The sequence below is a fragment of the Acidimicrobiales bacterium genome (genome assembly GCA_016794585.1).
Taxonomy (GTDB): domain Bacteria; phylum Actinomycetota; class Acidimicrobiia; order Acidimicrobiales; family DATDAH01; genus JAEUJM01.
In genome coordinates, this window is record JAEUJM010000046.1 from 15,874 (window position 1) to 39,608 (window position 23,735).

General features: G+C 71.4%; 26 protein-coding genes and 1 tRNA gene. 13 read left to right on the forward strand and 14 right to left on the reverse strand.

The genetic code is table 11. From position 1 onward, the window contains the following. Positions 1–5 precede the first annotated feature (5 nt). Positions 6–1,013 (forward strand): ABC transporter ATP-binding protein, encoded by a 1,008-nt coding sequence (locus JNK12_23370; protein MBL8778891.1) that lies wholly within the window; start codon positions 6–8, stop codon positions 1,011–1,013. Next, a complete protein-coding gene (locus tag JNK12_23375; protein ID MBL8778892.1) occupies positions 1,010–1,738 on the forward strand; it encodes an ABC transporter permease in 729 nt (242 codons plus the stop codon). Before JNK12_23370 ends, JNK12_23375 begins: the two co-directional genes overlap by 4 nt. Here JNK12_23375 and JNK12_23380 read toward each other — a convergent pair. The 9 genes from JNK12_23380 to JNK12_23420 all read right to left on the reverse strand — a co-directional run bounded on the left by JNK12_23380 (position 1,719) and on the right by JNK12_23420 (position 11,041). Then, on the reverse strand, positions 1,719–2,630 hold the full coding sequence (locus tag JNK12_23380) for a cytochrome c oxidase assembly protein (GenBank protein MBL8778893.1): 912 nt from the start codon (positions 2,628–2,630) through the stop codon (positions 1,719–1,721). The two genes, JNK12_23375 and JNK12_23380, sit on opposite strands and share 20 nt — an antisense overlap. A gap of 13 nt (positions 2,631–2,643) precedes the next feature. Then, positions 2,644–2,985: a cytochrome C oxidase subunit IV family protein gene (locus tag JNK12_23385; GenBank protein MBL8778894.1), complete on the reverse strand. Its 342-nt coding sequence runs from the start codon at positions 2,983–2,985 to the stop codon at positions 2,644–2,646. Positions 2,986–2,992: 7 nt separating this feature from the next. Next, complete coding sequence (locus JNK12_23390; GenBank protein ID MBL8778895.1) at positions 2,993–3,625, reverse strand: heme-copper oxidase subunit III; 633 nt, start codon at positions 3,623–3,625, stop codon at positions 2,993–2,995. After that, positions 3,618–5,627 carry a cytochrome c oxidase subunit I gene (gene ctaD / locus JNK12_23395; protein ID MBL8778896.1) on the reverse strand — a complete coding sequence of 670 codons (2,010 nt, stop codon included), beginning with the start codon at positions 5,625–5,627 and terminating at the stop codon, positions 3,618–3,620. The genes JNK12_23390 and ctaD overlap by 8 nt, the downstream gene beginning before the upstream one ends. A 7-nt stretch (positions 5,628–5,634) precedes the next feature. Beyond that, positions 5,635–6,798 (reverse strand): cytochrome c oxidase subunit II, encoded by a 1,164-nt coding sequence (coxB, locus tag JNK12_23400; protein ID MBL8778897.1) that lies wholly within the window; start codon positions 6,796–6,798, stop codon positions 5,635–5,637. A gap of 59 nt (positions 6,799–6,857) precedes the next feature. After that, positions 6,858–7,832 (reverse strand): hypothetical protein, encoded by a 975-nt coding sequence (locus JNK12_23405; GenBank protein ID MBL8778898.1) that lies wholly within the window; start codon positions 7,830–7,832, stop codon positions 6,858–6,860. 13 nt (positions 7,833–7,845) lie between these two features. Beyond that, the gene (locus tag JNK12_23410; protein MBL8778899.1) at positions 7,846–8,457 is read right to left on the reverse strand and encodes a cytochrome c oxidase subunit 3; all 612 of its coding nucleotides are present in this window, start codon (positions 8,455–8,457) and stop codon (positions 7,846–7,848) included. Beyond that, the gene (locus JNK12_23415) at positions 8,457–10,070 is read right to left on the reverse strand and encodes a cbb3-type cytochrome c oxidase subunit I (GenBank protein ID MBL8778900.1); all 1,614 of its coding nucleotides are present in this window, start codon (positions 10,068–10,070) and stop codon (positions 8,457–8,459) included. The genes JNK12_23410 and JNK12_23415 overlap by 1 nt, the downstream gene beginning before the upstream one ends. A gap of 74 nt (positions 10,071–10,144) precedes the next feature. After that, on the reverse strand, positions 10,145–11,041 hold the full coding sequence (locus JNK12_23420; GenBank protein MBL8778901.1) for a protoheme IX farnesyltransferase: 897 nt from the start codon (positions 11,039–11,041) through the stop codon (positions 10,145–10,147). A 67-nt stretch (positions 11,042–11,108) separates the two neighbouring features. Between JNK12_23420 and JNK12_23425 the strand changes: the two genes are divergently transcribed. From JNK12_23425 to JNK12_23450, 6 genes are all read left to right on the forward strand, one after another. Further along, on the forward strand, positions 11,109–12,053 hold the full coding sequence (locus JNK12_23425) for a heme A synthase (GenBank protein ID MBL8778902.1): 945 nt from the start codon (positions 11,109–11,111) through the stop codon (positions 12,051–12,053). A 9-nt stretch (positions 12,054–12,062) separates the two neighbouring features. Beyond that, positions 12,063–12,368: an ATP-dependent Clp protease adapter ClpS gene (gene clpS, locus JNK12_23430; GenBank protein ID MBL8778903.1), complete on the forward strand. Its 306-nt coding sequence runs from the start codon at positions 12,063–12,065 to the stop codon at positions 12,366–12,368. A gap of 5 nt (positions 12,369–12,373) precedes the next feature. Beyond that, positions 12,374–12,874: a DUF2017 family protein gene (locus JNK12_23435; protein ID MBL8778904.1), complete on the forward strand. Its 501-nt coding sequence runs from the start codon at positions 12,374–12,376 to the stop codon at positions 12,872–12,874. Positions 12,875–13,033: 159 nt separating this feature from the next. Further along, on the forward strand, positions 13,034–15,724 hold the full coding sequence (locus JNK12_23440; protein MBL8778905.1) for an adenylate/guanylate cyclase domain-containing protein: 2,691 nt from the start codon (positions 13,034–13,036) through the stop codon (positions 15,722–15,724). 192 nt (positions 15,725–15,916) lie between these two features. After that, a tRNA-Glu gene (locus tag JNK12_23445) sits at positions 15,917–15,989 on the forward strand. 73 nt (positions 15,990–16,062) lie between these two features. Next, positions 16,063–16,698 (forward strand): dihydrofolate reductase family protein, encoded by a 636-nt coding sequence (locus tag JNK12_23450; GenBank protein MBL8778906.1) that lies wholly within the window; start codon positions 16,063–16,065, stop codon positions 16,696–16,698. A 72-nt stretch (positions 16,699–16,770) separates the two neighbouring features. Here the strand turns inward: JNK12_23450 and JNK12_23455 are convergent, their stop codons facing one another. Continuing rightward, on the reverse strand, positions 16,771–17,217 hold the full coding sequence (locus JNK12_23455; GenBank protein MBL8778907.1) for a nuclear transport factor 2 family protein: 447 nt from the start codon (positions 17,215–17,217) through the stop codon (positions 16,771–16,773). Positions 17,218–17,274: 57 nt separating this feature from the next. On the opposite strand from JNK12_23455, the gene JNK12_23460 reads away from it, so the two are divergent. The 4 genes from JNK12_23460 to JNK12_23475 are packed head-to-tail and all read left to right on the forward strand — an operon-like array spanning position 17,275 to position 19,368. After that, positions 17,275–17,865: a TetR/AcrR family transcriptional regulator gene (locus tag JNK12_23460; GenBank protein ID MBL8778908.1), complete on the forward strand. Its 591-nt coding sequence runs from the start codon at positions 17,275–17,277 to the stop codon at positions 17,863–17,865. Next, positions 17,862–18,425, forward strand: a complete 564-nt coding sequence (locus JNK12_23465; GenBank protein MBL8778909.1) for a pyridoxamine 5'-phosphate oxidase family protein — start codon at positions 17,862–17,864, stop codon at positions 18,423–18,425. Before JNK12_23460 ends, JNK12_23465 begins: the two co-directional genes overlap by 4 nt. A 56-nt stretch (positions 18,426–18,481) precedes the next feature. Then, positions 18,482–18,973: a hypothetical protein gene (locus tag JNK12_23470; GenBank protein ID MBL8778910.1), complete on the forward strand. Its 492-nt coding sequence runs from the start codon at positions 18,482–18,484 to the stop codon at positions 18,971–18,973. Then, the gene (locus tag JNK12_23475; protein MBL8778911.1) at positions 18,970–19,368 is read left to right on the forward strand and encodes a hypothetical protein; all 399 of its coding nucleotides are present in this window, start codon (positions 18,970–18,972) and stop codon (positions 19,366–19,368) included. Before JNK12_23470 ends, JNK12_23475 begins: the two co-directional genes overlap by 4 nt. A 10-nt stretch (positions 19,369–19,378) precedes the next feature. Here JNK12_23475 and JNK12_23480 read toward each other — a convergent pair whose 3' ends face one another. Genes JNK12_23480 through JNK12_23495 form a run of 4 tightly spaced genes read right to left on the reverse strand, consistent with a single transcriptional unit; the run spans position 19,379 to position 22,447 of the window. After that, complete coding sequence (locus tag JNK12_23480) at positions 19,379–20,029, reverse strand: DUF2461 domain-containing protein (protein MBL8778912.1); 651 nt, start codon at positions 20,027–20,029, stop codon at positions 19,379–19,381. Between the two features lie 9 nt (positions 20,030–20,038). Further along, positions 20,039–20,653, reverse strand: a complete 615-nt coding sequence (locus JNK12_23485; GenBank protein ID MBL8778913.1) for a helix-turn-helix transcriptional regulator — start codon at positions 20,651–20,653, stop codon at positions 20,039–20,041. Positions 20,654–20,657: 4 nt separating this feature from the next. Further along, positions 20,658–21,350: an ABC transporter ATP-binding protein gene (locus JNK12_23490; GenBank protein ID MBL8778914.1), complete on the reverse strand. Its 693-nt coding sequence runs from the start codon at positions 21,348–21,350 to the stop codon at positions 20,658–20,660. Further along, positions 21,347–22,447: an ABC transporter permease gene (locus JNK12_23495; GenBank protein MBL8778915.1), complete on the reverse strand. Its 1,101-nt coding sequence runs from the start codon at positions 22,445–22,447 to the stop codon at positions 21,347–21,349. The genes JNK12_23490 and JNK12_23495 overlap by 4 nt, the downstream gene beginning before the upstream one ends. 99 nt (positions 22,448–22,546) lie before the next feature. On the opposite strand from JNK12_23495, the gene JNK12_23500 reads away from it, so the two are divergent. Further along, positions 22,547–23,725, forward strand: a complete 1,179-nt coding sequence (locus tag JNK12_23500) for a beta-lactamase family protein (protein MBL8778916.1) — start codon at positions 22,547–22,549, stop codon at positions 23,723–23,725. Positions 23,726–23,735 lie beyond the last annotated feature (10 nt).

Consider the following 23,735-nt stretch of genomic DNA (forward strand, 5'->3'; position numbering starts at 1 on the left):
GCGCCGTGCCGACAATCGAGGTCGAAGACCTCACCATCCGCTACGGCCCGCTCACCGCGGTCGACGGGCTCTCGATGCACGCCGACGCCGGCGAGGTGGTCGGGCTCCTCGGGCCCAACGGCGCCGGCAAGACCAGCACCGTCGAGACCCTCGAGGGGTACCGGGCCGCCACCTCGGGCACGGTGCGGGTGCTCGGCCTCGACCCGGGTCGCGACCACAGTGCCCTCGTCCCCCGCATCGGCGTGATGCTCCAGCAGGGCGGCGTCTACCCCGGCATCACCCCTCGAGAGGCGGTTCGGCTCTTCGCCGCCTACTACCCGGGGGCACACGCACCCGACCGACTGCTCGAGAGGGTGGGCCTGGCCGACAAGGCGGCCACCCCGGTGCGCCGGCTGTCGGGCGGGGAAGCACAGCGCCTCTCGCTGGCCCTCGCCCTGGTCGGCCGGCCCGAGGTGGCCTTCCTCGACGAGCCCACCTCGGGCATCGACATCAGCGGGCGCCAGCTCATCCGCGAGGTGATCCGTGAACTGCGTGACGACGGCGTCTGCGTGCTGGTCACCACCCACGACCTCGACGAGGCCGAGAAGCTCGCCGACCGGGTGGTCATCATCGACCACGGCCAGGTGGTCGGGGTGGGGACCCCCGCCGAGCTGATGACCGCAGGCGCGGGCGAGGAGATCCGCTTCGGGGCCCCACCCGGCCTCGACGTCGCCGACCTGGGTGCCCGCCTCGGGGCCTCCGTGGACGAGGAGTCTCCCGGGGAGTACCGGGTCGACACCGCCGCCACCCCCGCCGCCGTGGCCGCCCTCACCGCCTGGCTGGCCGACCACGACCTGCCCCTCGCCGATCTGCGCGCCGGTCGCCAGCGCCTCGAGGACGTCTTCCTGCGCCTCACGGCCAGCGCGGAGGGCGCCCAGAGCGGTCCCGAGGTCGCGGACAGCGCCCGCCCGGAGGCGGCACGCGGCGGCCTCGCCCGGCGGAGGCGACGCCGTCGGGGGGAGGGCCCCCGATGACGGCCTACCTGGCCCAGGCCCGCACGGAGCTGGTCCTCACCCTGCGCCGGGGCGAGTCGATCCTGCTCACCCTCGGCATCCCCGTGCTGCTGCTCGTGTTCTTCTCGCAGGTGGACGTGCTGCCGAAGCCCGCCGGCGTCGACGAGCCCATCGACTTCCTCGCCCCCGGGGTCATCGCCCTCGCCCTGATGTCCACGGCCATGGTCAACGTGGCCATCGCCACCGGCTTCGAGCGCCAGTACGGGGTGCTCAAGCGGCTCGGCGCCACTCCCCTCGGGCGTCCCCGGCTCCTCATGGCAAAGACCACCGCGGTGCTCGCGGTCGAGGTGGTGCAGCTCCTCGTCCTGGTCCCCCTCTCCCTCCTGCTGGGATGGGAGCCGGAGGCCACGTGGCTGCCGTTCCTCGTCGTCGCCGCGTTGGGGACCGTGGCCTTCGCCGGCCTCGGCCTGCTCATGGCGGGCACCCTGCGGGCCGAGCTCACGCTGGCCCTGGCCAATGGGCTCTACCTGGTGCTGCTGCTCCTCGGCGGCATGATCATCCCGCTGTCGGAGCTGCCTGGCCCCCTCGAGGCGTTCGCGGAGCTGCTGCCCGCGGCCGCCCTCGCCGCCGGCGTCGATGGCACCCTCACCGCCGGCGCGTCGGTGCCGGGATGGGCGTGGGCCACGCTCGTCCTCTGGGCCATCGCCACACCGGTGGCGGCGGCCCTCACGTTCCGCTGGGAGTAGCGGGGGGCTCGGTGGGGGCCGGGTGCTCGTCGAACTGCGCCTCGACGTGCTGCCACGTCAACACGTCGCGCTCGCTGAGCACCTCACCGGTGCGCTCGGCGCGCTCGTGGCGGGCCGCCCACTGGAAGAACATCACGCTGATCACGCCCCACAGGTAGGCGCTGCCGCCCAGCTTCATGATGAGACCGGCCATCTGCTGGTCGGCGAGGGCGCTGATCCCCCACAGGCGCTGGGGGTCGTCGTAGGTCTCGTAGATCACCGTGCCGCCGAGCGTGAGCCACGCCGCCGGCACCGTGGGCACGATCGACATCAGGAACAGGTAGATCATCTGGCCCGGCAGCGACATGCGCAGCTCGGGGAAGGGGCCGCACACCGGCATCCACATGAGCAGTGCGCTGAAGACCACCAGCACGTGGACGCTGTAGTGGACGATGCCGTTCTCGACCGAGAAGTTCACCACGGTGGGCCAGTGGGTGAAGATGACCACCCCGTTGAAGATGACCGCGGCCACCACCGGGAAGGCCAGGACCTTCAGCCAGCGCCACAGCCGCCCCTCGCCGATGATGAGGCGAGCGAGCCAGGTGGGGGTGGCCAGCAGGAACAGCGGCGGCACGATGTACGCCAGCACGAAGTGCTGGATCATGTGCAGTGCGTACAGGTACTGCTCGGCGATGTCGTGCAGCGGCCAGTCGGCGGCCAGCCACAACATGACCATGCCGGCGATGAAGAAGCCCCGCTGGCGTCGGGTGATGATGGGCTCGCCCTCGGGGACGACCTTGGGGCCGATGACCTTGGCGGCGTACCAGCCCAGGGCCACCAGGCTGATGAGGACGAACCAGACCTCGGGATGCGGCTGCCACCGCCAGGGCTGCAGGGCGGCGACGACGGTCATGGCGAGGGCTCCGTCAGCTCCAGAACTCGAACATCGACAAAACCGCGACGTAGACCACCACCGCCATGGCCAACCCGGCCACGAACGTCTTGGTGAACAGCGGGCTGTCGAACTTCAGGTGCATGAACCACATGAGCACGAGCACGAACTTGATGACCATGATGGTGATCAGGATCGGGATCTCGAGCGGGCCGGTGTCGATGTAGTAGGTGGCCACCTCGGCGGCGGTGAGCACCGCGAGGATGATGGCGATCTGGACGTACTTCCAGTCGCTCGGGTGCATGTGCTCGTCGTGCTCGGCGTGGCCGGCGTCCGCGTCCTGCTCGGCGGGAGCCGCCGTCTCGGTGGTGCTCATGGGGCTCCTAGGTGATCAGGTAGACGATCGTGAAGATGAGGATCCACACGACGTCGACGAAGTGCCAGTACAGGCCGACGATCTCGACCGTCTCGGCCCGGTCGGCGCCGAGGCGCCCGGTGAACGACAGGGCGGCCAGCGACACCAACATGATGATGCCGACGGTGACGTGGACGCCGTGGAAGCCGGTCAGCGTGTAGAACGACGAGGCGGCGAGGTTGGTGGTGTAGCCCATGCCCTCCTTGACGAAGGACGTGAACTCGTACACCTGGCCGGCGATGAAGATGCCGCCGAGGAGGGCGGTGGTGAGTAGCCAGGTGCGGCCGCGGCGCAGGTCCCCCCGCATCCACGAGCCCACCGCCAGCACCATGGTGAGCGAGCTCATGAGCAGCACGAACGAGCTCACCGAGGTGAAGGGGATGTCGTAGAGGTCCTTGGGCAGCGGGCCCTCGATGGCACGGTCCTGGTAGAGCAGGTACGTGCTGATGAGTCCGCCGAAGAGCAGGCACTCGGAGCCGAGGAAGACCCACATGCCCAGCTTCTCGTTGGAGTAGCCGGTGTTGGTGGCGTGCTCCCCCGAGCCCACCTCGGCGGCGAAGGCCTCCGAGAGGGTGATGTCGTGGGTGGCGGTGTCAGCCAACGGGGGCCTCCTCGGTGACGGCGGTCGGCGCCTCGGCGGCGTCGTCGCCACTCGGGCCGTGGTCGTCGTGGTCGTCGTGGCCGTGGGGGTCCTCGTCGTCATCGGCGGGCTCGAGGGCCCAGCCGTAGATCCCGGCGATGACGAAGATGGCACCGAAGGCCGCCCACCAGAGGCTGTAGATCAGGCCGTAGCCGACGAAGGGCAGGCCGAAGGACAACACGATGGGCCAGTAGGACGGTGAGGGCAGGTGGATGCCGGTGGCCCCCGGGGCCTGGCAGACCTCTTCGTCGGAGTGCAGACGCACCAGGCGGCCGGACTCGTCCTCGCCGTACTTGCGGTTCCAGAACTCGTCGCGACCCGTCACCACCGGGATCTCCGAGAAGTTGTACTCGGGCACCGGCGACGGGGTGATCCACTCGAGGCTGCGGGAGTCCCACGGGTCGGGCCCGACGGGCGGCTGGCCCTTGGCCTTCACCCGGCTGCGCCACACGTTGGCCATGAACACGAGGATGGACACGGCGATCATGAAGGCACCGATGGTGGAGACCAGGTTCCAGAAGTTGAAGCCGAGGCCGTCGTCGTAGGTCCAGATGCGTCGCGACATGCCCTGGAGGCCCAGGATGTGCATGGGCCCGAAGGTGAGGTTGAAGCCGAGCAGCATCAGCCAGAAGTGCACCTTGCCCATGCGCTCGCCGAGGAAGTGCCCGTAGACCTTGGGCCACCAGAAGTAGAAGCCGGCGAAGAGGCCCATGAGGGCGCCGCCGAAGAGCACGTAGTGGAAGTGGGCGACGATGTAGTAGGTGTCGGTCTGCTGGGTGTCGGACGGCGCCACCGAGTGGGTGACGCCCGACAGGCCACCGATGGTGAACATCGCCACCAGGCCGATGGCGAACAGCATCGGGGTGGTGAAGGTCAATTTGCCGCCCCACATGGTGGCGAGCCAGTTGAGGATCTTCACGCCGGTGGGCACGGCGATGAACATGGTCGACAGCGAGAACGCAGCGACCGAGATGGGGCCGATGCCCGAGGCGAACATGTGGTGGGCCCACACGCCCCAGCCCATGAAGCCGATGGCGATGCCCGAGAAGACCATGAACGGGTAGCCGAAGATGGGCTTGCGGGAGAAGACCGGGATGACCTCGGACACGATGCCGAACGACGGCAGGATGAGGATGTAGACCTCGGGGTGGCCGAAGATCCAGAAGAGGTTCTCCCACAGCAGCGGGTCGGCGCCGGCCGCCGGGTTGAAGAACTGGGCGTCGAAGAGGCGCTCGAAGGTGAGCAGCAGCAGGGCCAGGGTGATCACCGGGAGGGCGAACACCAGGAGCACCTGCACCACCAGCACCATCCAGGTGAACACCGGCATGCGCATGAGGGTCATGCCCGGTGCCCGCATGTTGAGCACGGTGACGGTGAGGTTCACCGAGCTGACCAGCGAGGCGATACCGGTGATGAGCAGGCCCAGGGTGAAGAAGTCGAGGCCGTGCGACGGCGAGAAGACGACGCCGGTGTTGGGGGCGTAGGCGAACCAGCCGCCGTCGGCCGCGCCGCCCAGCACCCAGCTGGTGTTGAGGAAGATGCCACCGAAGAGGAAGCACCAGTAGCTGAACGCGTTCATGCGGGGGAACGCGACGTCGCGGGCACCGATCTGCAGCGGCAGGAGGTAGTTCGCGAAGGCGGCCGCCATCGGCATGATCACCAGGAAGACCATGGTGATGCCGTGCATGGTGAACACCTGGTTGTAGGTGTCCGCGCTGAGCACGTTGTTGTTGGGCACCGCCAGCTGCGTGCGCAGCAGCAGGGCCTCGATGCCACCCACCAGGAAGAAGAAGAAGGCGGTGTAGCCGTACATGATGCCGATCTTCTTGTGATCGACGGTGGTGACCCAGCTGCGCCAGCCTTCGGTGGCGGTGGGTCGGCGGAAGACGCCGAGCGGCTCGTGGTCGGTGGTGACCTCGTCGCCGGTCGTCAGTGCGAGTGGGCGTTCCTCGGTAAGGGCCATGTACTTCCTACTTGAGGGTCTCGAGGTAGGCGACCAGCTGGTCGATCTGCTGCTCGGACAGGTTCAGGTTGGGCATGCCCCGGCCGTACTGGCTGTACTGCGTCGGGTCCGGCGCCATGGGCTTCTCCGCCGGGGGGTTGCGGAGCCACGCCTCGAGCTGGTTGCGGTCGAAGGTGCCTTCCTCGGGGAGGTCGTTGTACGGGATCCCGCCGAGGTCGTAGTTCGGATCGCCGTCGTTGGCCTGCTCGTAGAGGTCGAAGATGCCGCCGGCGTAGGTGCTGCGGGTCATGAGGTGGGTGAGGTTCGGAGCGGCGCCCGACACCTGGGCCGCGAACTCGACCTCGTCCACGCCGTTGATCTGGTGGCAGGTGACGCACTGCCCCTTGAAGAGCTCGAGGCCAGCGGCAGCCTCGGGATCGAGGGGGGTCTCGGCGTCCTGGAGCTGGTTCTCGACCCAGGCGTCGTAGTCGGCCTGCTCGAGGGCGATGACCCGCATCTGCATGCGGCTGTGGGAGAGGCCGCAGTACTCGGTGCACTGGCCGCGGTAGACACCGGGCTCGTCGGCCTGGATGGTGAGCTGGTGGGTGCGGCCGGGCACGGCGTCCTTCTTGCCGTTCAGCGCCGGGATCCAGAAGCTGTGGATCACGTCCCGCGACTTGATGTTGACCACGACGGGCTCGCCGGCGGGGATGACCATCTCGGTGGCGGTCGTGATGTCGACGGTGCCGTCCTGGTCGGTGTCGTACTCGAAGCCCCACCACCACTGCTGGCCGTAGACGTCGATCTCCATGGCGTCCTCGGGCGCGTCGGCGAGGTCGAAGATGGTGACGACCGTGCCCACCGCCACGAAGGCGAGGAGCAGGGCCGGGAGCAGCGTCCAGCCGAGCTCGAGGCCGAGGGCGCCGTGGGTCTGGGCGGGGAGCTCGTCGTCATCGGGCTTGGCCCGGAACTTGATGACGATGAACAGCACCGCGGCCATGACCAGCACCCCGACGATGATCGCGATCATGAAGACCGGGATCTGGAGGTCGTTGATGGTCTGCGACTCGGTGCCGTCGCCCTGGAAGATGTCGAGGGGGTTGTCCGAGGCGCACCCGGCCAGGAGCGACACGGCGCCGAGGCCGAGCACTCCCTTCACGAGGCGGGAGAAGCGGCGTCGGGCAGCGGACACGTTCGGAGCTTGGCCGACCTGCGGGTCACCTGCCAAACCAACGTCGGATCGGTTGCGGCTCAATTCGAGGCCTCGGTGGTCGTGGTCGAGTCTGCGGCGTCAGGGGCCACCGTGGTGGGCGAGAGCTCGTCCACGGCGGTGGTGCTGGTGGTGTCGGCGTCGGGCGAGCCGGGCTCTTCCGGCGGAAGCGTCGTCTCGACGGGTGCGCCGGCCACGGTGGTGGTGGTGTCCGGGCGCTCGGGCGGGAGCTCGCCGCCCACCGGGGGCTGCTGGAACTCGGTGTCGTCGTGGTGCTCTTCGAAGTCGCGGGTGCCGACGGAGGCGGCGGTGATGCCACCGGCCAGCACGGCGATGCCGCCGAGCAGGAGCAGGCCACTGATCAGGTTGGCGCTGAGGCGGGGCTTGGTGGCGATGAGGGTGGCCACGCCCAGCACGAGGACGGCGACCACGATGGCCACCCCCGTGGAGCCCTCCTTCGAGGTGGCCAGGAACACCCGGGAGATGAGCGCCACGAGCAAGCCGATGCACAGCAGGGCGCCGACGGGGACCTCGATGGGCAACATGATGCGGTTGCGGATCTCGCGGTTGACCTCGGGGTCGCCGGTGCGACGGTCGGCCCAGTTGCGGATGCCCCACTCGACGATGACGATGCCGAGGCCGACGCAACCGGCCACGAAGAGCTGCGAGCCCACCACCAGGCCGATGGCCATGGCGCCCACGGAGAAGGCGGCCACGATGGGCCAGAAGTTCGTGCGGTTGATGGCCTCCGCCGGCGGGGCGTGATCGAGGTGGACGAGCTGGGCCTCGGCCTCGGGGTCGGCGTCACGCAGGGCGATGCAGACGAAGCCGAGGAACGCCGACACGACGGCGCTGCCGAGCAGCACGGTGTAGCCCAGGTGCTCGCCGACGCCCTCCTTGTAGCCCAGGGAGAACACGCCGAAGACGTGGCCCCCCGTGCTGAGGCCGTAGACGATGGCGCCCACGTACGCGAGGGCGGCGAATCCGAAGAAGAACCGCGATCCCTTGGTGATCATTCGCCGGACTCTCCTACTTGGTGATGAAGATCGTGTACCAGATGAGCGCGTACACGGCGACGGTGGCGTACCAGAACAGGGCGGCCGAGCTCAGGCCTTCACGGTCACGCGGCGTGTACTCCCCGCCGAGGGCCCGCAGGGACACCACGCCGATGTAGAGGAGGGCGGCGATGGTGAGCACGAGGTGGGCGCCCGAGATGGCGTAGACGAGGACGCCGACGGTGCTGTCGGCGATGACCAGGCCCATCTGGCTGTAGAGGTAGGCGGTGGAGTTGGCGAAGGCCGCGCCCAGCAGGATGGTCAGGCCGAGCGCCAGGTAGGCGTTGTTTCGGTCCCGGTTGCCGATGGCGTAGATGGCCCACTGCATGGTGACCACGGACATCAACAGGGTGGCCATGGCCACGTTGGGCGGCGTGAGGGGGATGACGACGCCCTCGGGCAGCCAGGTGCCGCCGCCGGCGATGGCCTCGGCGCGCACCGCGATGTAGATGCCGATCAGACCCAGGAAGGCCATGCCCACGGCGGCGGCGGCGAAGGCCGTGCCCACGAACAGGGCACGGGGCCGACGGGGCTGCGGCGGGGGTGCGAGGGCGGGCACCGGGCGGGTGGAGGTGGCGGTGGCCATCAGGCACCTTCCTCAGCGGAGTCGAGCAGGGGCGAGGCCGTGAGCACGAGGGCGGGGGCCTCGGCGAAGTTGTTCCACGGCGGCGGCGAGGTGGTGGACCACTCGAGCGTCTGGCCACCCCAGGGGTCGTCGGGCCGGTGCTCGGCGTCGGAGGTGGTGCCCTTGCGGATGGCGACCACCAGGGCGAGCGCGGCGACCAGGCCGGCGAGCAGCAGGAGCGCGAAGCCTGCGGTGGTGACGAGGTTGAGGGCCTCGACGCCGTCGCGGGCGACGTACTCGGCGGTGAGGGCGAGCGGCTGGTCGAGGGCGCCGCTCCACAGCGAGCCGAGGCCGACGAGCGTCGCACCGGCCAGGAGCAGGAGGGCGACCAGGGACCCGGCGCCGTCGGACGCCTTGCGGCCCGAGATCTTGGGCAGCCAGTACCAGACGCCGGCGAGCCCGCCGGTGAGCGCCGCCAGGAGGGTGAGGTTCATCTGGCCGGAGGCGAAGGTGGTGCCGGTGAGGTCGAGCACGTCCAGCACGGCGAAGCCGCCGGCGATGGTGGCGCCGAGCAGGAGCAGGAAGGCGACGACCGAGAGGGCCAGGGGGGCGGTGAACTTGGGACGGTTGCGGCCCATCGTCTCGCCCACGAGCAGCAGAAGGACGAGCACCGTGAGGAGGCTCACCCACGCCACGCCGATGAACCAAGGGTCGTCGAGGGCCTCGGCGTTGAAGTAGGGCTGCATCCAGGCGCCGAAGGCGAGAGCGCCGAAGAGGCCGGTGGCGACCATGGCGGCCTGTCGGAACTTGGGGCGGGCGCCGGTGGCGGTGGCGGTGACGTCGAGGACGATGCCGAACACCGGGATGGCCGTGGCGTAGATCTGCGGCTGGTGGAACGCCCACGAGACCTGCGCCCAGATGTCGGCGTCCACGCCGAAGAGCTGCTGGCCGTACCGGTGGTCGAGGTAGATGACCAGCAGGTTGGCGAGCAGGACGGGGAGGCTGAGGATCCAGACGCTGCAGGCGACGAGCATCGACCACGAGAACAGCGGCGTGCGCACGAGGCTCATGCCCTCGGCACGGTCGACGAGGACCGTGGTGGCGACGCAGACGGCGGCGGCGACGAGCGCCACCACCAGCAGGCCGAAGGCCACGATCCAGAGGTCGGTGCCCTCGGCGTCGGTGCCGCCGGGGCCGCCGTCGATGGCGTAGGAGGCGATCAGGACGCCGCCGGCGACGGCCCACGTCCAGAAGGCGGCCGCCGCGGCCCGGGGAAGGGCGAGCGACCGGGCGCCGACCTGGAGCGGCACGACGTAGGTGGCGAGGCCGAGGAACAGCGGGATGACCACGAGGAAGACCGCGGTGACCCGGTAGAGGCTGAACATCTGGAGGTACGTGTCGGACCCCAGCACCTCGTAGGACCCCAGATCTGCGTCCTCGAGGCCGAGGAGCACCGCGATGCCCAGGCCCACGAAGAGGTAGAGGAGGGAGAACGCGATCCAGAGGCGGCCGACGACCTTGTGGTCGCCGCTGCCGAGGACGGCAGGCAGGCCGCGCGAGGTGGGCGCGTGTTCGGGGGGTGCCTCGGCCTCAGGTGCGGCCGCGGTGTCGGGTCGGGTCTCGGTGACAGTCATGGCTCGGCTCGGTGGCGAACTCTAGTCACGCGGCCCGAGCGCCAGAAAAACGGCCGGGATGGCCGCCCCGACGCTCACAGACCGTGCTCGACGAGGACGTCGACGGCCATGGCCGCCCACAGCAACGTGAGGTACGTGATCGAGTAGGTGAACAGGCGCATGGCCAGCGCCGGCGTGGGGTTGCGCAGGAGGCGCACGGACATCCAGGTGAAGATCCCGCCGAGCACGACGGCGCTGCCGAGGTAGATCCAGCCGAGGTCGGCGACCGGGGCGAGGAGCAGCGTCGTGGCCCAGAGGACGACGGTGTAGACGAGGATCTGGACGGCCGTGTTGCGCAGCGTCTCGACCGCCGGGAGCATCGGTACGTCGGCCGCGGCGTAGTCCTCGCGGTAGCGGATGGCGAGCGCCCAGAAGTGGGGCGGCGTCCAGATGAAGATGATGGCGAACATCAGCCAGGGGGCCAGGGCGAGGCTGTCGGTGACCGCGGCCCAGCCGACGAGGACGGGCACCGCGCCGGCGGCGCCGCCGATGACGATGTTCTGCTTCGAGGTGCGCTTCAGCCAGAGCGTGTAGATGAAGACGTAGAAGAGGCAGGCCGACACGGCCAGCACCGCGCTGAGCAGGTTGACCAGGACCCAGAGCTCGACGAAGGCCACGACCTCGAGGCCGACGGCGAAGGTGAGGGCGGCACGCGGCGACATCTCGCCGGTGACCAGCGGACGGCCCTTGGTGCGCTCCATGACCGCGTCGATGTCGCGGTCGACGTACATGTTGATGGCGTTGGCCCCGCCGGCGGCGAGGGTGCCGCCCACGAGGGTGGCCGCCATCAGTCCCACCGACGGCATGCCCTGCTCGGCCACCACCATCGTGGGCAGGGTGGTGACCAGCAGCAGCTCGATGATGCGCGGCTTGGTCAGCGCCACGTAGGCGCCGACCTGGTGCACGAGCGAGCGCCGGGCGATGAGGTGCATGACGCCCCCAGGGTAGGACCTCCGGCCGATTCGGACCCAAGTGGCCCGCTCCCTAGGATCGGGGGCGATGCAGCTCCCCCGGTGCTCCCCGCGCACCTACCAGCGGATCACCCTGCTCGCCCTCGTCCTGCTCTCGGTGATCGTGGTCACCGGTGGCGCCGTGCGCCTCACCGGCTCCGGCCTCGGGTGCACCGACTGGCCGACCTGCGAGAACGACCAGCTCGTGGCGCCCCTCGAGTACCACGCCATGGTCGAGTTCGTGAACCGCACCTTCACGGGCCTCCTCTCGGTCGCCGTGATGCTCGCGGTGCTCGGCTCGCTGGTGCGCACCCCGCGCCGGCGCGACCTCACCTGGTGGTCGCTGGGCCTCGTGGCCGGCATGATCGGCCAGATCGTCCTCGGCGGCATCACCGTCCTGGTCGAGCTCTCCCCGCCGTTCGTGATGGCGCACTTCCTGCTGTCCATCGTCATCATCTGGAACGCCGTCGTGTTGCACCACCTGGCCGGCCAGCCGCCGACGCCGGCGCGCTCGTCGGTCTCGCCGGAGGCGCGCTGGATGGGCCGGATCATGGTCGCGTCGGCGGCGCTGGCCATCATGCTCGGCACCGTGGTCACCGGCGCCGGCCCGCACGGCGGTGACGCCGAGGTCGAGCGCCTCGACCTCGTCGTGGGCGAGGTCGTCCGCCTGCACGGCGGCTCGGTCATCCTCTTCGGCCTCATCACGCTGGCCACGCTCTGGATGCTCAAGCGGCGAGGCGAGCTCTCCGCCGACATCCTGAAACGGGGCGAGATCCTCCTCGTCGTGCTCGTGGCCCAGGCCGCGGTCGGCTACGCGCAGTACTTCATGGGCGTGCCCGTCGGGCTGGTGGCCATCCACCTGCTCGGCTCGGTGTGCGTGTGGATCGCCGTGCTCACCTTCGAGCTGGGCCTGCACACCCACCCGGCCGAGGCGGGTGACGACGACGCCCCGACGCCGGCGACCCCCGAGCCGGCCGCCGCGGCGCGGGGGTAGGAGCGCTCGGTGCCCGCCACCCCCGTGGCTCCCGCTCCGATCCAGGTCGACGAGCCGGGCCTCGACGAGACCGCCGAGCCCGACCTGCCGTGGATCGTGCTGGTCTGGAACGACCCCATCAACTTGATGTCGTACGTCACCCTCGTGTTCCAGCAGCTGTTCGGCTACAGCCTCGAGAAGGCCACCGAGCTGATGCTCGACGTGCACCACAAGGGCAAGGCGGTGGTGTCGAGCGGCACCCGGGAGAAGGCCGAGCTCGACGTGTTCCGCCTGCACGAGAAGGGCCTCTGGGCCACCATGCAGAAAGACGAGTAGGGGCCGTGGCGCTGGGCAAGCGCGGCGCTCTGGTGCGCCGCCGGCGCGACGGCGCCTACGACGTGCGTCTCCGCGGCTGGGAGCGCGACCTCCTGTCGTCCCTCGTCCCTCAGCTGCGCGAGCTGCTCACGGCCGGCTCGGGCGGCGGCGCCGAAGGGGCGGCGGTCGACCCGTCGCTCAAGCGCCTCTTCCCCACGGCCTACGCCGACGACGCCGAGCTCGACGCCGAGTACCAGTCGCTCGTCCGCGACGACCTGCTCGAGGGCCGCCTGGCCGCCCTCGACAAGGTGGAGGAGACCCTCGACGCCGACGTCATCACCGAGGAGCAGCTCCTCGCGTGGATGGGCGCGGTCAACGACCTCCGCCTCGTCCTCGGCACCCGCCTCGACGTCTCCGAGGAGATGGACGAGATCGACCCCGACGACCCCGACGCCTCGCTGTTCGCGGCGTACAGCTACCTCGGCTGGCTCCTCGAGAACATCGTGGCGGCGCTGGCCGACTGGTAGGGGCAGTCCGGCGAGCGTCGTGCTGGCCCGCCACGGGGCCACCGAGTGGAGTGAGGACGGCCGCCACACGAGCACCACCGACCTGCCGCCGCTGGAACGCCCCGTCGTCCGCTGAAGTCAGGCGGGCGGAGCGAGCGGCGGGCGTGTCAGACTCGGTCGGTGGCGGGTTCCGGGGGTGGGCCTCCTTCGGGGGTGGTGACGCTGCTCTTCACCGACGTCGAGGGGTCGACGAGGTGGTGGGCGGCCGATCCCGAGGCCATGTCGGCGAGCCTGCGGGTCCACGACGGCATCCTGCGCGAGGCCGTGGGGGCCGGGGGCGGCTACGTGTTCGCCACCGCCGGCGACTCGTTCGCCGTGGCGTTCTCCCGCGCCTCCGATGCCTACGACGCCGCCCGCGCCGCCCAGGAGGCCCTGGCGACCGCGAGGTGGCCCGGTCCCGAACTACGGGTCCGCATGGGCCTGCACCTCGGCGAGGCCGAGGAACGCGGCGGCGACTACTTCGGCCCCGTGGTGAACGCCGCGGCCCGGGTCGAGGCGGCGGGCCACGGCGGTCAGATCCTGTGCACCGACGCGGTGGCGGCCGTGGTCGACGACGACCGTCTCGTCGACCTGGGGGAGCACCAGCTCCGCGACCTGCCGGCGCCGTTGCGGCTCTGGCAGGTCGGGGCGACGGAGTTCCCCCCGCTCCGGGGTGTGGTTCGGGACCGGGACACCCTGCCGGTGCGCCGGACCCGACTGCTGGGACGCGACCGGGAGGTCGCCGACGTCCGCGTCCAGGTGGTCGAGCACCGGCTGGTGACGCTGGTCGGCCCCGGCGGCATCGGCAAGACGAGCCTCGCCGTGGAGGTCGCCGGGCAGCTCGGGGCGCACTTCGAGGGCGGTGTGCACTTCGCCGACCTGGCCGCGGTGGGCGACCCCGACGGGATCCTCCCCGCCTTCTGCCGGGCGGTCCAACTCGTCGTCACCTCGTCGCCTTACGACCAGCTGTGCAGCCACCTGGCCGCCCAGCCCACCCTGGTCGTGGTCGACAACTGCGAGCACCTGATCGACGACGTGGCCGAGCTCGTCGACCGGCTGGTGGACGATGTGCCGACGCTCCACCTGCTCGCCACGTCGCGGGAACACCTGGATATCGACGGAGAGCACCTGGTACCGGTCGGCCCCCTGGCCACCACGGCCGACGCGCCGGCGGTGCGGCTGTTCGTCGAGCGCGTCGTGGCCCTGGCCCCCGGGTTCGCCCCGACCGAGGACGACCTGGCCACGATCGCCGCCATCTGCACCCGTCTCGACGGCCTGCCCCTGGCCATCGAGCTGGCGGCCGGGCGGGCGCTGACGATGGGCCTGGCCGACATCGAGCAGGGCCTCGGTGACCGCTTCGCGCTCCTGGCGGGTAGCCGCCGAGGCAAGTTGCGCCGCCAGCAGTCACTGCGGGCGGCGATCGACTGGTCGATCGACCTCCTGGCGGACGACGAGCGCGGCCTGCTCGCCCGCCTGGCCGTGATCTCGGGACCCTTCGCCCTCGAGATCGCCGCCGCCGTGGGCGAGCTCTCCTCGGCTGCGGCCGCCGACGGCGTGTCCTCACTGGTGGCCAAGTCGCTGCTCTCGCGGGCCGACGACGTGGGTGGCGAGGCCCGGTTCGTGGTCCTGGAGACCGTCCGGGAGTGGGGCCTCGAGCACCTGAGCCATCGCGGTGAGCTCGGCACCGCGCGCAACGTGCACGCCCAGTGGTACCTGAGCCAGGTCGAGGCCCTCGACCCGGTCACCTGGCTGTTCAGCGCTGCCGACCTGGGGCCGCTGCGGTCTCCGGTCGACCCCTTCGCGGCCGCCGCCCACCTCGCCCAGACCGACCCTGCGGGGGCCGCGACGATCGTGGCCAGCTACCACCAGACCATCACCGTCGCGGGGCTCGGACCCCCGGCCCGCGAGATCCAGCGGGCGGCCCGGGACACCGGCCGAGGGCGGACATCCGCCCGGTTGTGGTGGGGAGAGCAGGCGCTGGCCCTGTCGCTCATGGAGGGGATCGACATCGACGATCCGCCGCCGCCCGACGACGGGTCGTGGGAGTGGCGGCTGCTGGTCGGCGGGCCCGGCCACGAGAACGCCGGCAACCTCGGCTGGCTCCGGTCCTGGGCCGAGCCCCGCGGCGTGATCGACGACTTCGAGGCGCTGTCACCCGTCGCCGACGACGCCGAGGCTCTCGCCCTCCGGGCCTTCGCCACGACGGTCGCCGTGCACGCCTACACCCACCTCGGTCACGCCGACGAGGCCATCGCGGCCTACGAGGAAGCCGGCCGGCTCTGGCAGGCGTACGGCGTGGGTCGAGCATCGTTGGGCACGGTGCTCATGGCCGTGGCCACCGCGGCGGTCCTGGCGGACACCGACCTTCGTTCCTCGCCCACCGTGGCCGCCACGATGACGCCGGCGGGCGACCCGACGGCACGCACGACGTGGTCGCTCGACGCCCTGACCCGGGCGGTGCTCCTCTGTGCCCCCGGCGACCGACCGACCGCCGTCGCCCGAGCGGCACGGGAGCACTGCCACGGTCGCTACCCGGACGAGGAGAGCGCCTACCTGGCCGTCCTGGCGTACCACGCATCCGCCGAGGACCCCGAGCGGGCCCTCGGCCTCGTCGAGGACATCGCCTACCGGACGCCGGGGGTCCCGGTGCTCGACCGGATGGTCCGCCTCCGGGCGGCCGGGTCGTCGCTCGACGCCCTGGCCGACGAGCGCCAGCACGTCGCCGCCGTGGCGCGCAAGTTCGAGAGCGACACGACCCGCGAAGAGCGCTTCGCCGTCAACCGGCCCAAGCTCGACGCCGAGGTTGCCCGCGTCCTCGACCGCGCCGGCTGACGGCAACGCGCGGGCGGCGTGACCCACACCCAGTGCGGTCTCCGGGTCGACGACGATCTCGGCGAGACCCGACGGCGGTGACCCGCAGCGCGGATCGTCCCCTACGATGACCGTCGTCGTGAGCGCCTGCTCAGGCATCGCGTGCGGTTCCTTCGTCGTCGGAGGTCTCGCACATGCAATCGCTCAGGTCCCGCCCCCATCGTCCAGCGGCCTAGGACGCCGGCCTTTCACGCCGGTAACACGGGTTCGAATCCCGTTGGGGGTGCTCCACCGATGAGTCCGGGGGCGGGCCGCCGTCCTCCGTGCGACCGAGATCTCCGACGCACGGGAGCGCCGCCATGGGCATCATCCAGATCGAGCTGTTCGCCACCCTCGACCTCGTCGGGCAGGCGCCCGGCGGGCCCGACGAAGACACCGACGACGAGTTCGCCTTCGGAGGGTGGCAGGCGCCGTTGATCGACGACGTCAGCGGCGAGCAGATCGGCGCCGCCTACGAGCACACCGACGCCCTGCTGCTCGGCCGGCGCACCTTCGACGTGTTCGCCGACTACTGGCCCCGCCAGGATCCCGACGCCAACCCCTTCGCCGCGCTCTTCAACCGCATCCCGAAGTACGTCGCGTCCCGCGGAACGCCCGACCTGGCGTGGGACGACTCCCACCAGGTCGGGGCTTCCGACCTGCCGGGTGACGTGCGGGCGCTGCGCGACCGCCACGAGCACGTCTCCGTCGTGGGGAGCATGGATCTCGTGCAGACCCTGCTGCGCGAGAAGCTGTTCGACCGCCTGGACCTCTGGATCCACCCCATCGTGCTGGGCCAGGGCAAGCAGGTCTTCGCCGGCGGCGCCGTCCCCTCGAACCTCACCCTCGTCACACCACCCCAGGCCAGCCCCAACGGGGTCGTCTGCCTCCGCTACGCGCTCGCCGACGGCGTCCCCGCCACCGGCGACATGGAAGAGACGCTCTCCGACCGCTGACGGCGACACGCCGCGATTCTTTGGACCGTTCACCGCGCCTGGCGCGGTCAACGGTCCAAAGAACGAGCGCGGTCAAGCCGGCGCCGCCTCCCGGGCACGGTCCCACGCCGCCACGCGCTCGGTGTCCTCGTAGTCCTCCCAGCGCTGGAGGCGGCCCCAGCGGAGCTCGAGCCACGCCACCGCCCGATTGGTGTAGGTGCCGTCGGGGCTGTGGTCCCACGCCCGAACCGCCACCCGGGTGCGCCACGGGGGGCCGTTGACGAGGATGTCCTCGACCTCGAGGCACAGCCCCTCGGCGGCGAAGCGGTCGGCGAAGGCCCGGCACTCGTCGAGTCCCTGGTGGGTGACATGGGGCTCGGCACCTTTCACCACCGGGCGGAACATGGACGCCCAGGAGTTGTCGCCGGGGAAGCACAGCTCGGCGTCGGGGGACGCCAGCTTCAGGAGGAACGTGGGGTCGCCCCCGTTGAGCTCCCGGATCCCCCGGCGGACCATCGCCCTCACTGCGGCCTTGTACACGGCGACCACCTCCTAGAACGATCATTCTAATAGAACGACCGTTCTAGGATGCAAGGCGTGCCGTCGACGACCCGCGACCGCCTCGTCACCGCCGCCAACGAGGCCATGCGCGCTCGGGGCTACCGGGGCACCTCGGTGAAGGACGTGCTGGCCGCCGCCGGCGCCCCGGCGGGCTCGCTCTACCACCACTTCCCCGGCGGCAAGCCCGAGCTGGCCGCCGCCGCGGTCCGGGAGTCGGGCGCCGTCTACGGCGAGCTGTACGAGGCCATCGCCGACGCCGCCCCCGACGTGGCCCAAGGGTTCGTCGACTTCTTCGCCGGCGCCGCCGACGTGCTCGCCGCCGGCGACTACCTCGACGTGTGCCCCATCGGCACCATCGCCGGCGAGGTGGCCAGCAGCGACGACGACCTGCGGGCCGCCACCGACGACGTGTTCCGGGCTTGGACCGCCGCCGCCGCCCGGCGCCTCGGGGACGCCGGCCTCCCCGCTGACCGCGCCGAGGAACTCGCCACGACCGCAATTGCCGCGCTCCAGGGCGGCTTCATCCTGGCGAGGGCCCGCCGCGACGCCGACCTGCTGACGACCGTCGGCCGCCAGGTCGCCACACTGGTCACGGCGGCGCTCGCCTCCACGGGGGTCCCGCGATGAGTTCGGGCCTCGGCGGCGGTCCGACCAGCATGGACGCCACCAACCTCGCCGACCTCTACGACCTGCCCCTCGTGGACTGGGGCTTCGTCACCGATGCCCTCGAGCAGGGTCTCCCGCAGGCGCCCGGCTCCGGCGGCCCGGACCGCCACACCTGCTGGCTGGCCACCATCGACGCCGACGGCAAGCCGCACGTGACCGGTATCGGAGCGCTCTGGGTGCACGGCGCCTTCTGGTTCGAGACCGGGGAGACCACCCGCAAGGGCCGCAACCTCGCCCGCGACCCCCGCTGCACCCTGAGCGTCGCCGCCGAGGCGTTCGATCTCGTGGCCGAGGGGACGGCCGAGCTCGTCGAGGACCCGGACCTCGTCGCCGACCTCGCCGCCCGCTACGCCGCCGACGGCTGGCCCTGCCGGGTCGACGAGTCGGGCACCCGCCTCACCGCCGACTTCAGCGCCCCGTCCGCCGGATCACCACCCTGGGCCCTCTACCGGGTGAGGCCCACGTCGGCCATGGCCCTGCGCACCACCGAGCCCGGCGGCGCCACCCGCTGGCGCTTCTGAGCACACGCACCCCGTACGTCCTTGACCGGGCGGCGCGATAGGAACACAGTAAGAACATGCCCGCGGTGCACGCCACGATCGCCCGCCACCCGTTCGACCTGACCACGTCCCAGGTCGAACGTGCACTGGAAGGCGTCGCCCCTGAGCCGCTCCGGGACCACTACGCCATCGTCAACGGGCGGCGCTACCCACCGAAGCAGGTCATCGCCGTGGTCACCGGCCTCGACCGCTCGGCGTTCATCACCACGCAGGCCCGGAGCGTCCTCGAACGACTGCACTTCACCGTCGGGCGGGTCGGCTCCCCACCGACGGTGTCGGCGTCCCCGGCACCGACGGCGGCTGCGGATGAGCGCTTGGCCGCTGAGGCGGACCTTCTGCGGCCGTATCGCGGGGAGCACGTGGCCGTCGATCGGGATTGGACCGAGGTCCTGGCGTCCGGACCCGATCCTCATGCCGTGCGCCGGGCGCTCAAGGCCATGGGGCTCCGTGGCACCATCTTCCGCGTGCCCGAGGATCCGGGCAACGACATCGGTGCGTTCGGTTGGTGACCTACCCGTTCCGGGGCCTACCGGGCAGCACCGGGTTCGTGCCCCGGCCGGTGCTCGACGTCGCGGTCGAGCACGAGGACGTCGTGGACGTCGTCGCCCTGTGTGACACAGGGGCGCTGCACAACCGGTTCGGCCGATGGGTCGCCGACGAAGCCGGACTCGACCTCGAGGATCTGCGGCCCGAAGCGATCGCCGTCGGCGGCCAGCACCTCCTGGCCCGGACCGCCACCCTCCGGCTGGAGATCGGGCCGATCGCCTGGGAAGCCCCGATCAGCTTCTGCGAGCCGTGGCCCTGGCCCTACCACCTGCTCGGCCAGGAAGGGTTCTTCCGATGGTTCGACGTGACCATCCGTGCGGCCGACCGAGAGCTCGACCTCGCACCGATCGAGGTCTGACTGGCTTCGATCAGCGCCGGCGGGGGTCCTCGAGCTCGGTGGGGCCGACGTGGGTGTCGAGCCAGTCCTGGAGGGGTTGGGCGGCACGGTAGAAGGCGAGGAGTCGGTCCTTGGCCTTGGCGGTGCCGAGCCACGCCGCCGGCTCCCACTGCTTCCACGCCGCCAGGCCCTTGTACCGGAGCAGCTCGATGCGGGGGTGGTCCTTGGGGTAGCCCCGGGGCGCGGTCTTGAGGGTGTCGTGGGCGGTGACCTCGTAGCCGTTCTTCGCCAGCGTCGAGATCACGTCCTCGAGGGCGCTGCCGGTGGCGTCGGCCGCCACCGAGCGGCGGTAGCGGTCGAGCTGGTCCTTGGCCATCACGTAGTAGCCCCGGCCGGCGGCGAGGCCGTCGGCGCCCAGGTGGGCGTAGCCGTAGGTGCCGACCATGGCGCCGATGTTGGTCTTGTACGGCGTCTTGTCGGCGCTGAAGCGCACGTCTCGGTACGGCCGGAACACCTTGCCCTCGCCGAACTCGGGGGCCAGCTCGTCGAGCAGGGCGACCATCGGGCCCTTCACCTGCTCGTCGTAGAAGGCCTTGTGCTCGTTCCAGTAGGTCTTGGTGTTGTCCGCCTCGAGGCCCTCGTAGAAGTCGAGCGCCTCCGCCGGCCAGCCCTTGAACGCCATGGCCGAACGCTACCCAGCGCCGCCAGGACCGCCGCCGCCGAGCAGGCCGTCGAGGGCTCTGCCGATCTGGGCGCGCACCTCGGGGTCGGCCGCGCCCAGGCGCGCCTCTCGCTGGCCGGCAGCGATCACCAGGCCGCCGATGAGGTCGGCCACCGCACCCCGCTCGTCGGCGTCGGTGACGCCCGCTTCGACCAACGCCGCGTCGAGGGGGGCCAGCACCTGGCGGTGGCTGTCGGCCAGCTCGGCCAGCTCGTCGGGCTCGAGGTCGCCGGCCGCCTCGGCCAGCGCCACGATCAGGTCGTGCTCGGGCTGGCGGGCGTAGTCGAGCTGGTCCTCCACCCAGGCCTCGATGCGGGTTCGGGGCGGGCCCTCGCCGCCGAGCACCTCGGCGGCCCGCTCGACCTGCGCCGGCAGCTCGGCCCGGAACCACCGCAGCAGGATGTGGGCCTTGTCGGGGAAGTACCGGTAGAGCGAGTTGCGGGCCAGGCCGACCTCGGTGGCGATGTCCCCCAGGCTGACGGCGGCGTAGCCCCGCTCGACGAACAGGCGCAGCGCGGCATCGAACACGGCCGCCTCCTGGCGGGCGACGTGCTCGGCGACGCTGTCGGCCTGGATGCGGGGCACGGCCTCAGTCTGGCGGCTGTTCGATCAGCACGCCCCGATCGAGGTGGAGGTGGCGGTCGGCGGCGCCGAGCAGGTCCCGGTCGTGGGTGACGATGAGGGTGGCGACCCCCCGCCGGTGCGCCTCATCGGCCAGCAGGCGCACGACCTCGACACCGAGGGCGGGGTCGAGCGACGCCGTGGGCTCGTCGGCCAGCAGGACCGACGGCTCGGCCATAAGCGCACGGGCGATGCCGATGCGCTGGCGCTCGCCACCGGAGAGGTGGGCGGGCACCCGACCGGCGGCGCCGGCGAGGCCCACGTCGTCGAGCAGGGCATCGGCCCCCCGGCGTCGGTCAGCGCGCCCGACGCCGTTGACGTGGCCGACCAGCTCGAGCTGCTCACGAGCGGTGAGTGCCGCCAGCAGGTTGGCCGACTGGTAGACGACGCCGACGTGGTCGCCCCGGACCCGGGTGCGCCGGCGCTCGCTGAGCGCGGCGGTGGCTTCACCACCGACGTGGACCTCGCCCGCCTGAGGTCGGCGCAGGAGGCCGGCGATGGCCAGCAGCGTGGACTTCCCCGAGCCCGACGGTCCGGTGACCACCACGACCTCGCCGGGGGCGACGGTGAGATCGACGGCGTCGAGCAGCACGCGGGTGCCGTCGCCGTCGGGCACGGCGTAGGTCACGCGGTCGAGGACGAGGCCGGGGCGCATACTCATGGCTCCACCCCCAGCGCGATGGCGGGCTCGACCTTGGTGATGCGTCGGAAGGGGATGACCGACCCGATGAGCCCGGCCACCACCAGCACCAGCGCCGTCGACAGCGTCCCGGACAGGGTGAGGTCGATGGGGGCGGCGCCGCCCGCCAGAAGGGCGGTGACGGCCGCGCCGAGTGCCGTCCCCGCGGCGGTGGCGAGCGCCACGACCACGAGCATCTGGCCCACGGCGTCGACCAGCACGTAGCGGCTGGACGCGCCCATGGCCTTCAGCAGGCCGATCTGGCGGGTGCGCTGCACGGCCAGGACCGTGAAGAAGGCGCCGACGACCAGCGCCGAGATGACGACGAGGAAGCCCCGGATGAGCGACATGGTGGCGGTCTCGGCGGTGAACCCCGGCGAGCCGTTGTAGGCCTCGGCCTTGGTCACCGTCTCGGTGCCGGCGGCGGCGTCCACCGCGGTGAGATCGGTGCCGGGCGGGACGTCGGAGAGGTCGAGGCCGAGGGCCGAGAAGCGCCCACGGGGGTCGTTGCCGAAGGTGACCGCCTGCCATGTGTCGAGCGACGTGTAGGCGAGGGGGACGTGCCCGTACGAGCCGGCGAAGGTGAAGCCGAGGACCGGGAGGGTCTCGTCGGTGCCGGCGAGGCGGTACTCGTCGCCCACCTCGACGCCGTCCTCCTGGAGCTCGGAGGCGAGCACCAGGCCGGGCTCGCCGGCCAGTGCCTCCTGGGCCTCGGCTCGCTCGACGAGGAAGCTGTCGGCCGGGACCCCGAACAGGGCCAGGTCGAGGCTCGGGCCCTCATCGACCGGCGCGGCGTTCACGAAGGACACGCCGACCGGCGAGACCTCGGCCCCGGGCACGTCCTCCCAGGCGGCGAGGGCGTCGCCGTCGAGGGTCGAGCGGCTGAACACCGACTGGGAGCCGGGGGCGAAGGCCAGGTGGTCGAGGGGTAGGGCCCGCAGGCCCGACGTCCCGTCACGGACGAGCCCGTCGGCGAGGCCGGCGAGGACGGTGGAGAGGATGGCCACCAGCGCCACCACCACGCCCACGAGGACGAAGCGGCGCCACGAGCGGAGGAGGTCACGCCAGGCGAAGAACACTGGTGCGCTCCAGAGATGTCGACAACATGTCGTCATGTTATCGACACTGTGTCGCTTTCCTCGGGTGATCCGCGACCCACAGCCGCACGAATGTCCCGCGTGCACCGACCCTGGGTCCCCGTCCTCGTCGTCGGCCTCGTGCTCGCGCTCGTCGCGGGCGGCTGCGGGGGCGGCAGCGAGACGGCCGACGACTCCGAGGGGTCCGCCACCGCCACGACGACCGCGCCCATCGTCGCGTCGAGGTCGGTGACCGAGGCCGAGCTCCAGGCCTTCGCCGACGAGCTGGTGACCGACACCCGCTCCCAACGGGCGATCGTCGCGTGGGCCGACGGCGACGAGGACCCGGTGGTCGTGACCGTCGGCGAGGACGTGCAGGCCGACGATGCCTTCCACGTGGCCTCCATCACCAAGTCCTTCGTCGCCGCCGCCCTCGTCCTGCTCGACGCCGACGGCACGGTCGAACTCGACGCCCCCGTCGCCACCTACGTCGACTGGCCCGGCGGCGAGGACATCACGGTCAGCCAGCTCCTCGACCACACCAGCGGGCTCGGGCCCTTCGGCAACCCCGGCGACGGCGAGGAGGACGGCACCGGCTCCCACTACCTCGAGCTGGTCCAGCGGGGCGGCGCCCTCTCCCTCGACGAGGTGCTCGCCGCCACCCGCGACATCGCTCCCGTGGACGAGCCCGGGGCCTCCGCCACCTACAGCAACCTCAACTACGTCGTCGCCGGCGCCGTCGTCAAGGCCGCGACGGACGAGGACGTGGGTGCCGTCCTCCAGGAGCGCCTGTTCGAGCCACTGGGCATGGACCACACCTGGTACCCGCCGCGGGCTCCCGGTGACGCCGAGCCCCTCCCGGGCCTCTACGAGCTCGAGCCCGAGCTCGACCCGTTGCCGACCACGGCGTTCGACATGGAGCCGTGGCGCACGGTGGCGGCGCCGGCCGCCGGTGCCGTCTCCACCCTCGACGACCTCCTCACCTGGCGCCACGCCGTCCTCCGCGAGCAGCGGATCGGTGGGGTCGACGTCTCGGCCATGACCGAGATCGGGCCGGGCGGCTACGGCCTGGGCGTGGCCGGCGTGACCGCCGACGGCGCCTGCATCTTCGAGGGCTGCCCGCCCGACCAGGACTTCACGCGTTGGGGGCTCAACGGCGACATCCCCGGCTCGTCCACCCGGGTCCTGCACGACCCGACCACCGACGCCACCCTGTTCGTCTACCTCGACCGCAACGCCCTGTCCCTCGACGAGCCGATGCTGGCCTTCGTCGAGGGGTGACCCACCCGCC

Excerpts from the sequence above, each read along its gene's own strand:
- JNK12_23375 (MBL8778892.1), top strand. The coding sequence starts at position 1,010 with ATGACGGCCTACCTGGCCCAGGCCCGCACGGAGCTGGTCCTCACCCTG.
- JNK12_23380 (MBL8778893.1), bottom strand. The coding sequence starts at position 2,630 with ATGACCGTCGTCGCCGCCCTGCAGCCCTGGCGGTGGCAGCCGCATCCC.
- JNK12_23385 (MBL8778894.1), bottom strand. The coding sequence starts at position 2,985 with ATGAGCACCACCGAGACGGCGGCTCCCGCCGAGCAGGACGCGGACGCC.
- ctaD (MBL8778896.1), bottom strand. The coding sequence starts at position 5,627 with ATGGCCCTTACCGAGGAACGCCCACTCGCACTGACGACCGGCGACGAG.
- JNK12_23405 (MBL8778898.1), bottom strand. The coding sequence starts at position 7,832 with ATGATCACCAAGGGATCGCGGTTCTTCTTCGGATTCGCCGCCCTCGCG.
- JNK12_23410 (MBL8778899.1), bottom strand. The coding sequence starts at position 8,457 with ATGGCCACCGCCACCTCCACCCGCCCGGTGCCCGCCCTCGCACCCCCG.
- JNK12_23415 (MBL8778900.1), bottom strand. The coding sequence starts at position 10,070 with ATGACTGTCACCGAGACCCGACCCGACACCGCGGCCGCACCTGAGGCC.
- JNK12_23420 (MBL8778901.1), bottom strand. The coding sequence starts at position 11,041 with ATGCACCTCATCGCCCGGCGCTCGCTCGTGCACCAGGTCGGCGCCTAC.
- JNK12_23425 (MBL8778902.1), top strand. The coding sequence starts at position 11,109 with ATGCAGCTCCCCCGGTGCTCCCCGCGCACCTACCAGCGGATCACCCTG.
- JNK12_23450 (MBL8778906.1), top strand. The coding sequence starts at position 16,063 with ATGGGCATCATCCAGATCGAGCTGTTCGCCACCCTCGACCTCGTCGGG.
- JNK12_23465 (MBL8778909.1), top strand. The coding sequence starts at position 17,862 with ATGAGTTCGGGCCTCGGCGGCGGTCCGACCAGCATGGACGCCACCAAC.
- JNK12_23470 (MBL8778910.1), top strand. The coding sequence starts at position 18,482 with ATGCCCGCGGTGCACGCCACGATCGCCCGCCACCCGTTCGACCTGACC.
- JNK12_23480 (MBL8778912.1), bottom strand. The coding sequence starts at position 20,029 with ATGGCGTTCAAGGGCTGGCCGGCGGAGGCGCTCGACTTCTACGAGGGC.
- JNK12_23490 (MBL8778914.1), bottom strand. The coding sequence starts at position 21,350 with ATGAGTATGCGCCCCGGCCTCGTCCTCGACCGCGTGACCTACGCCGTG.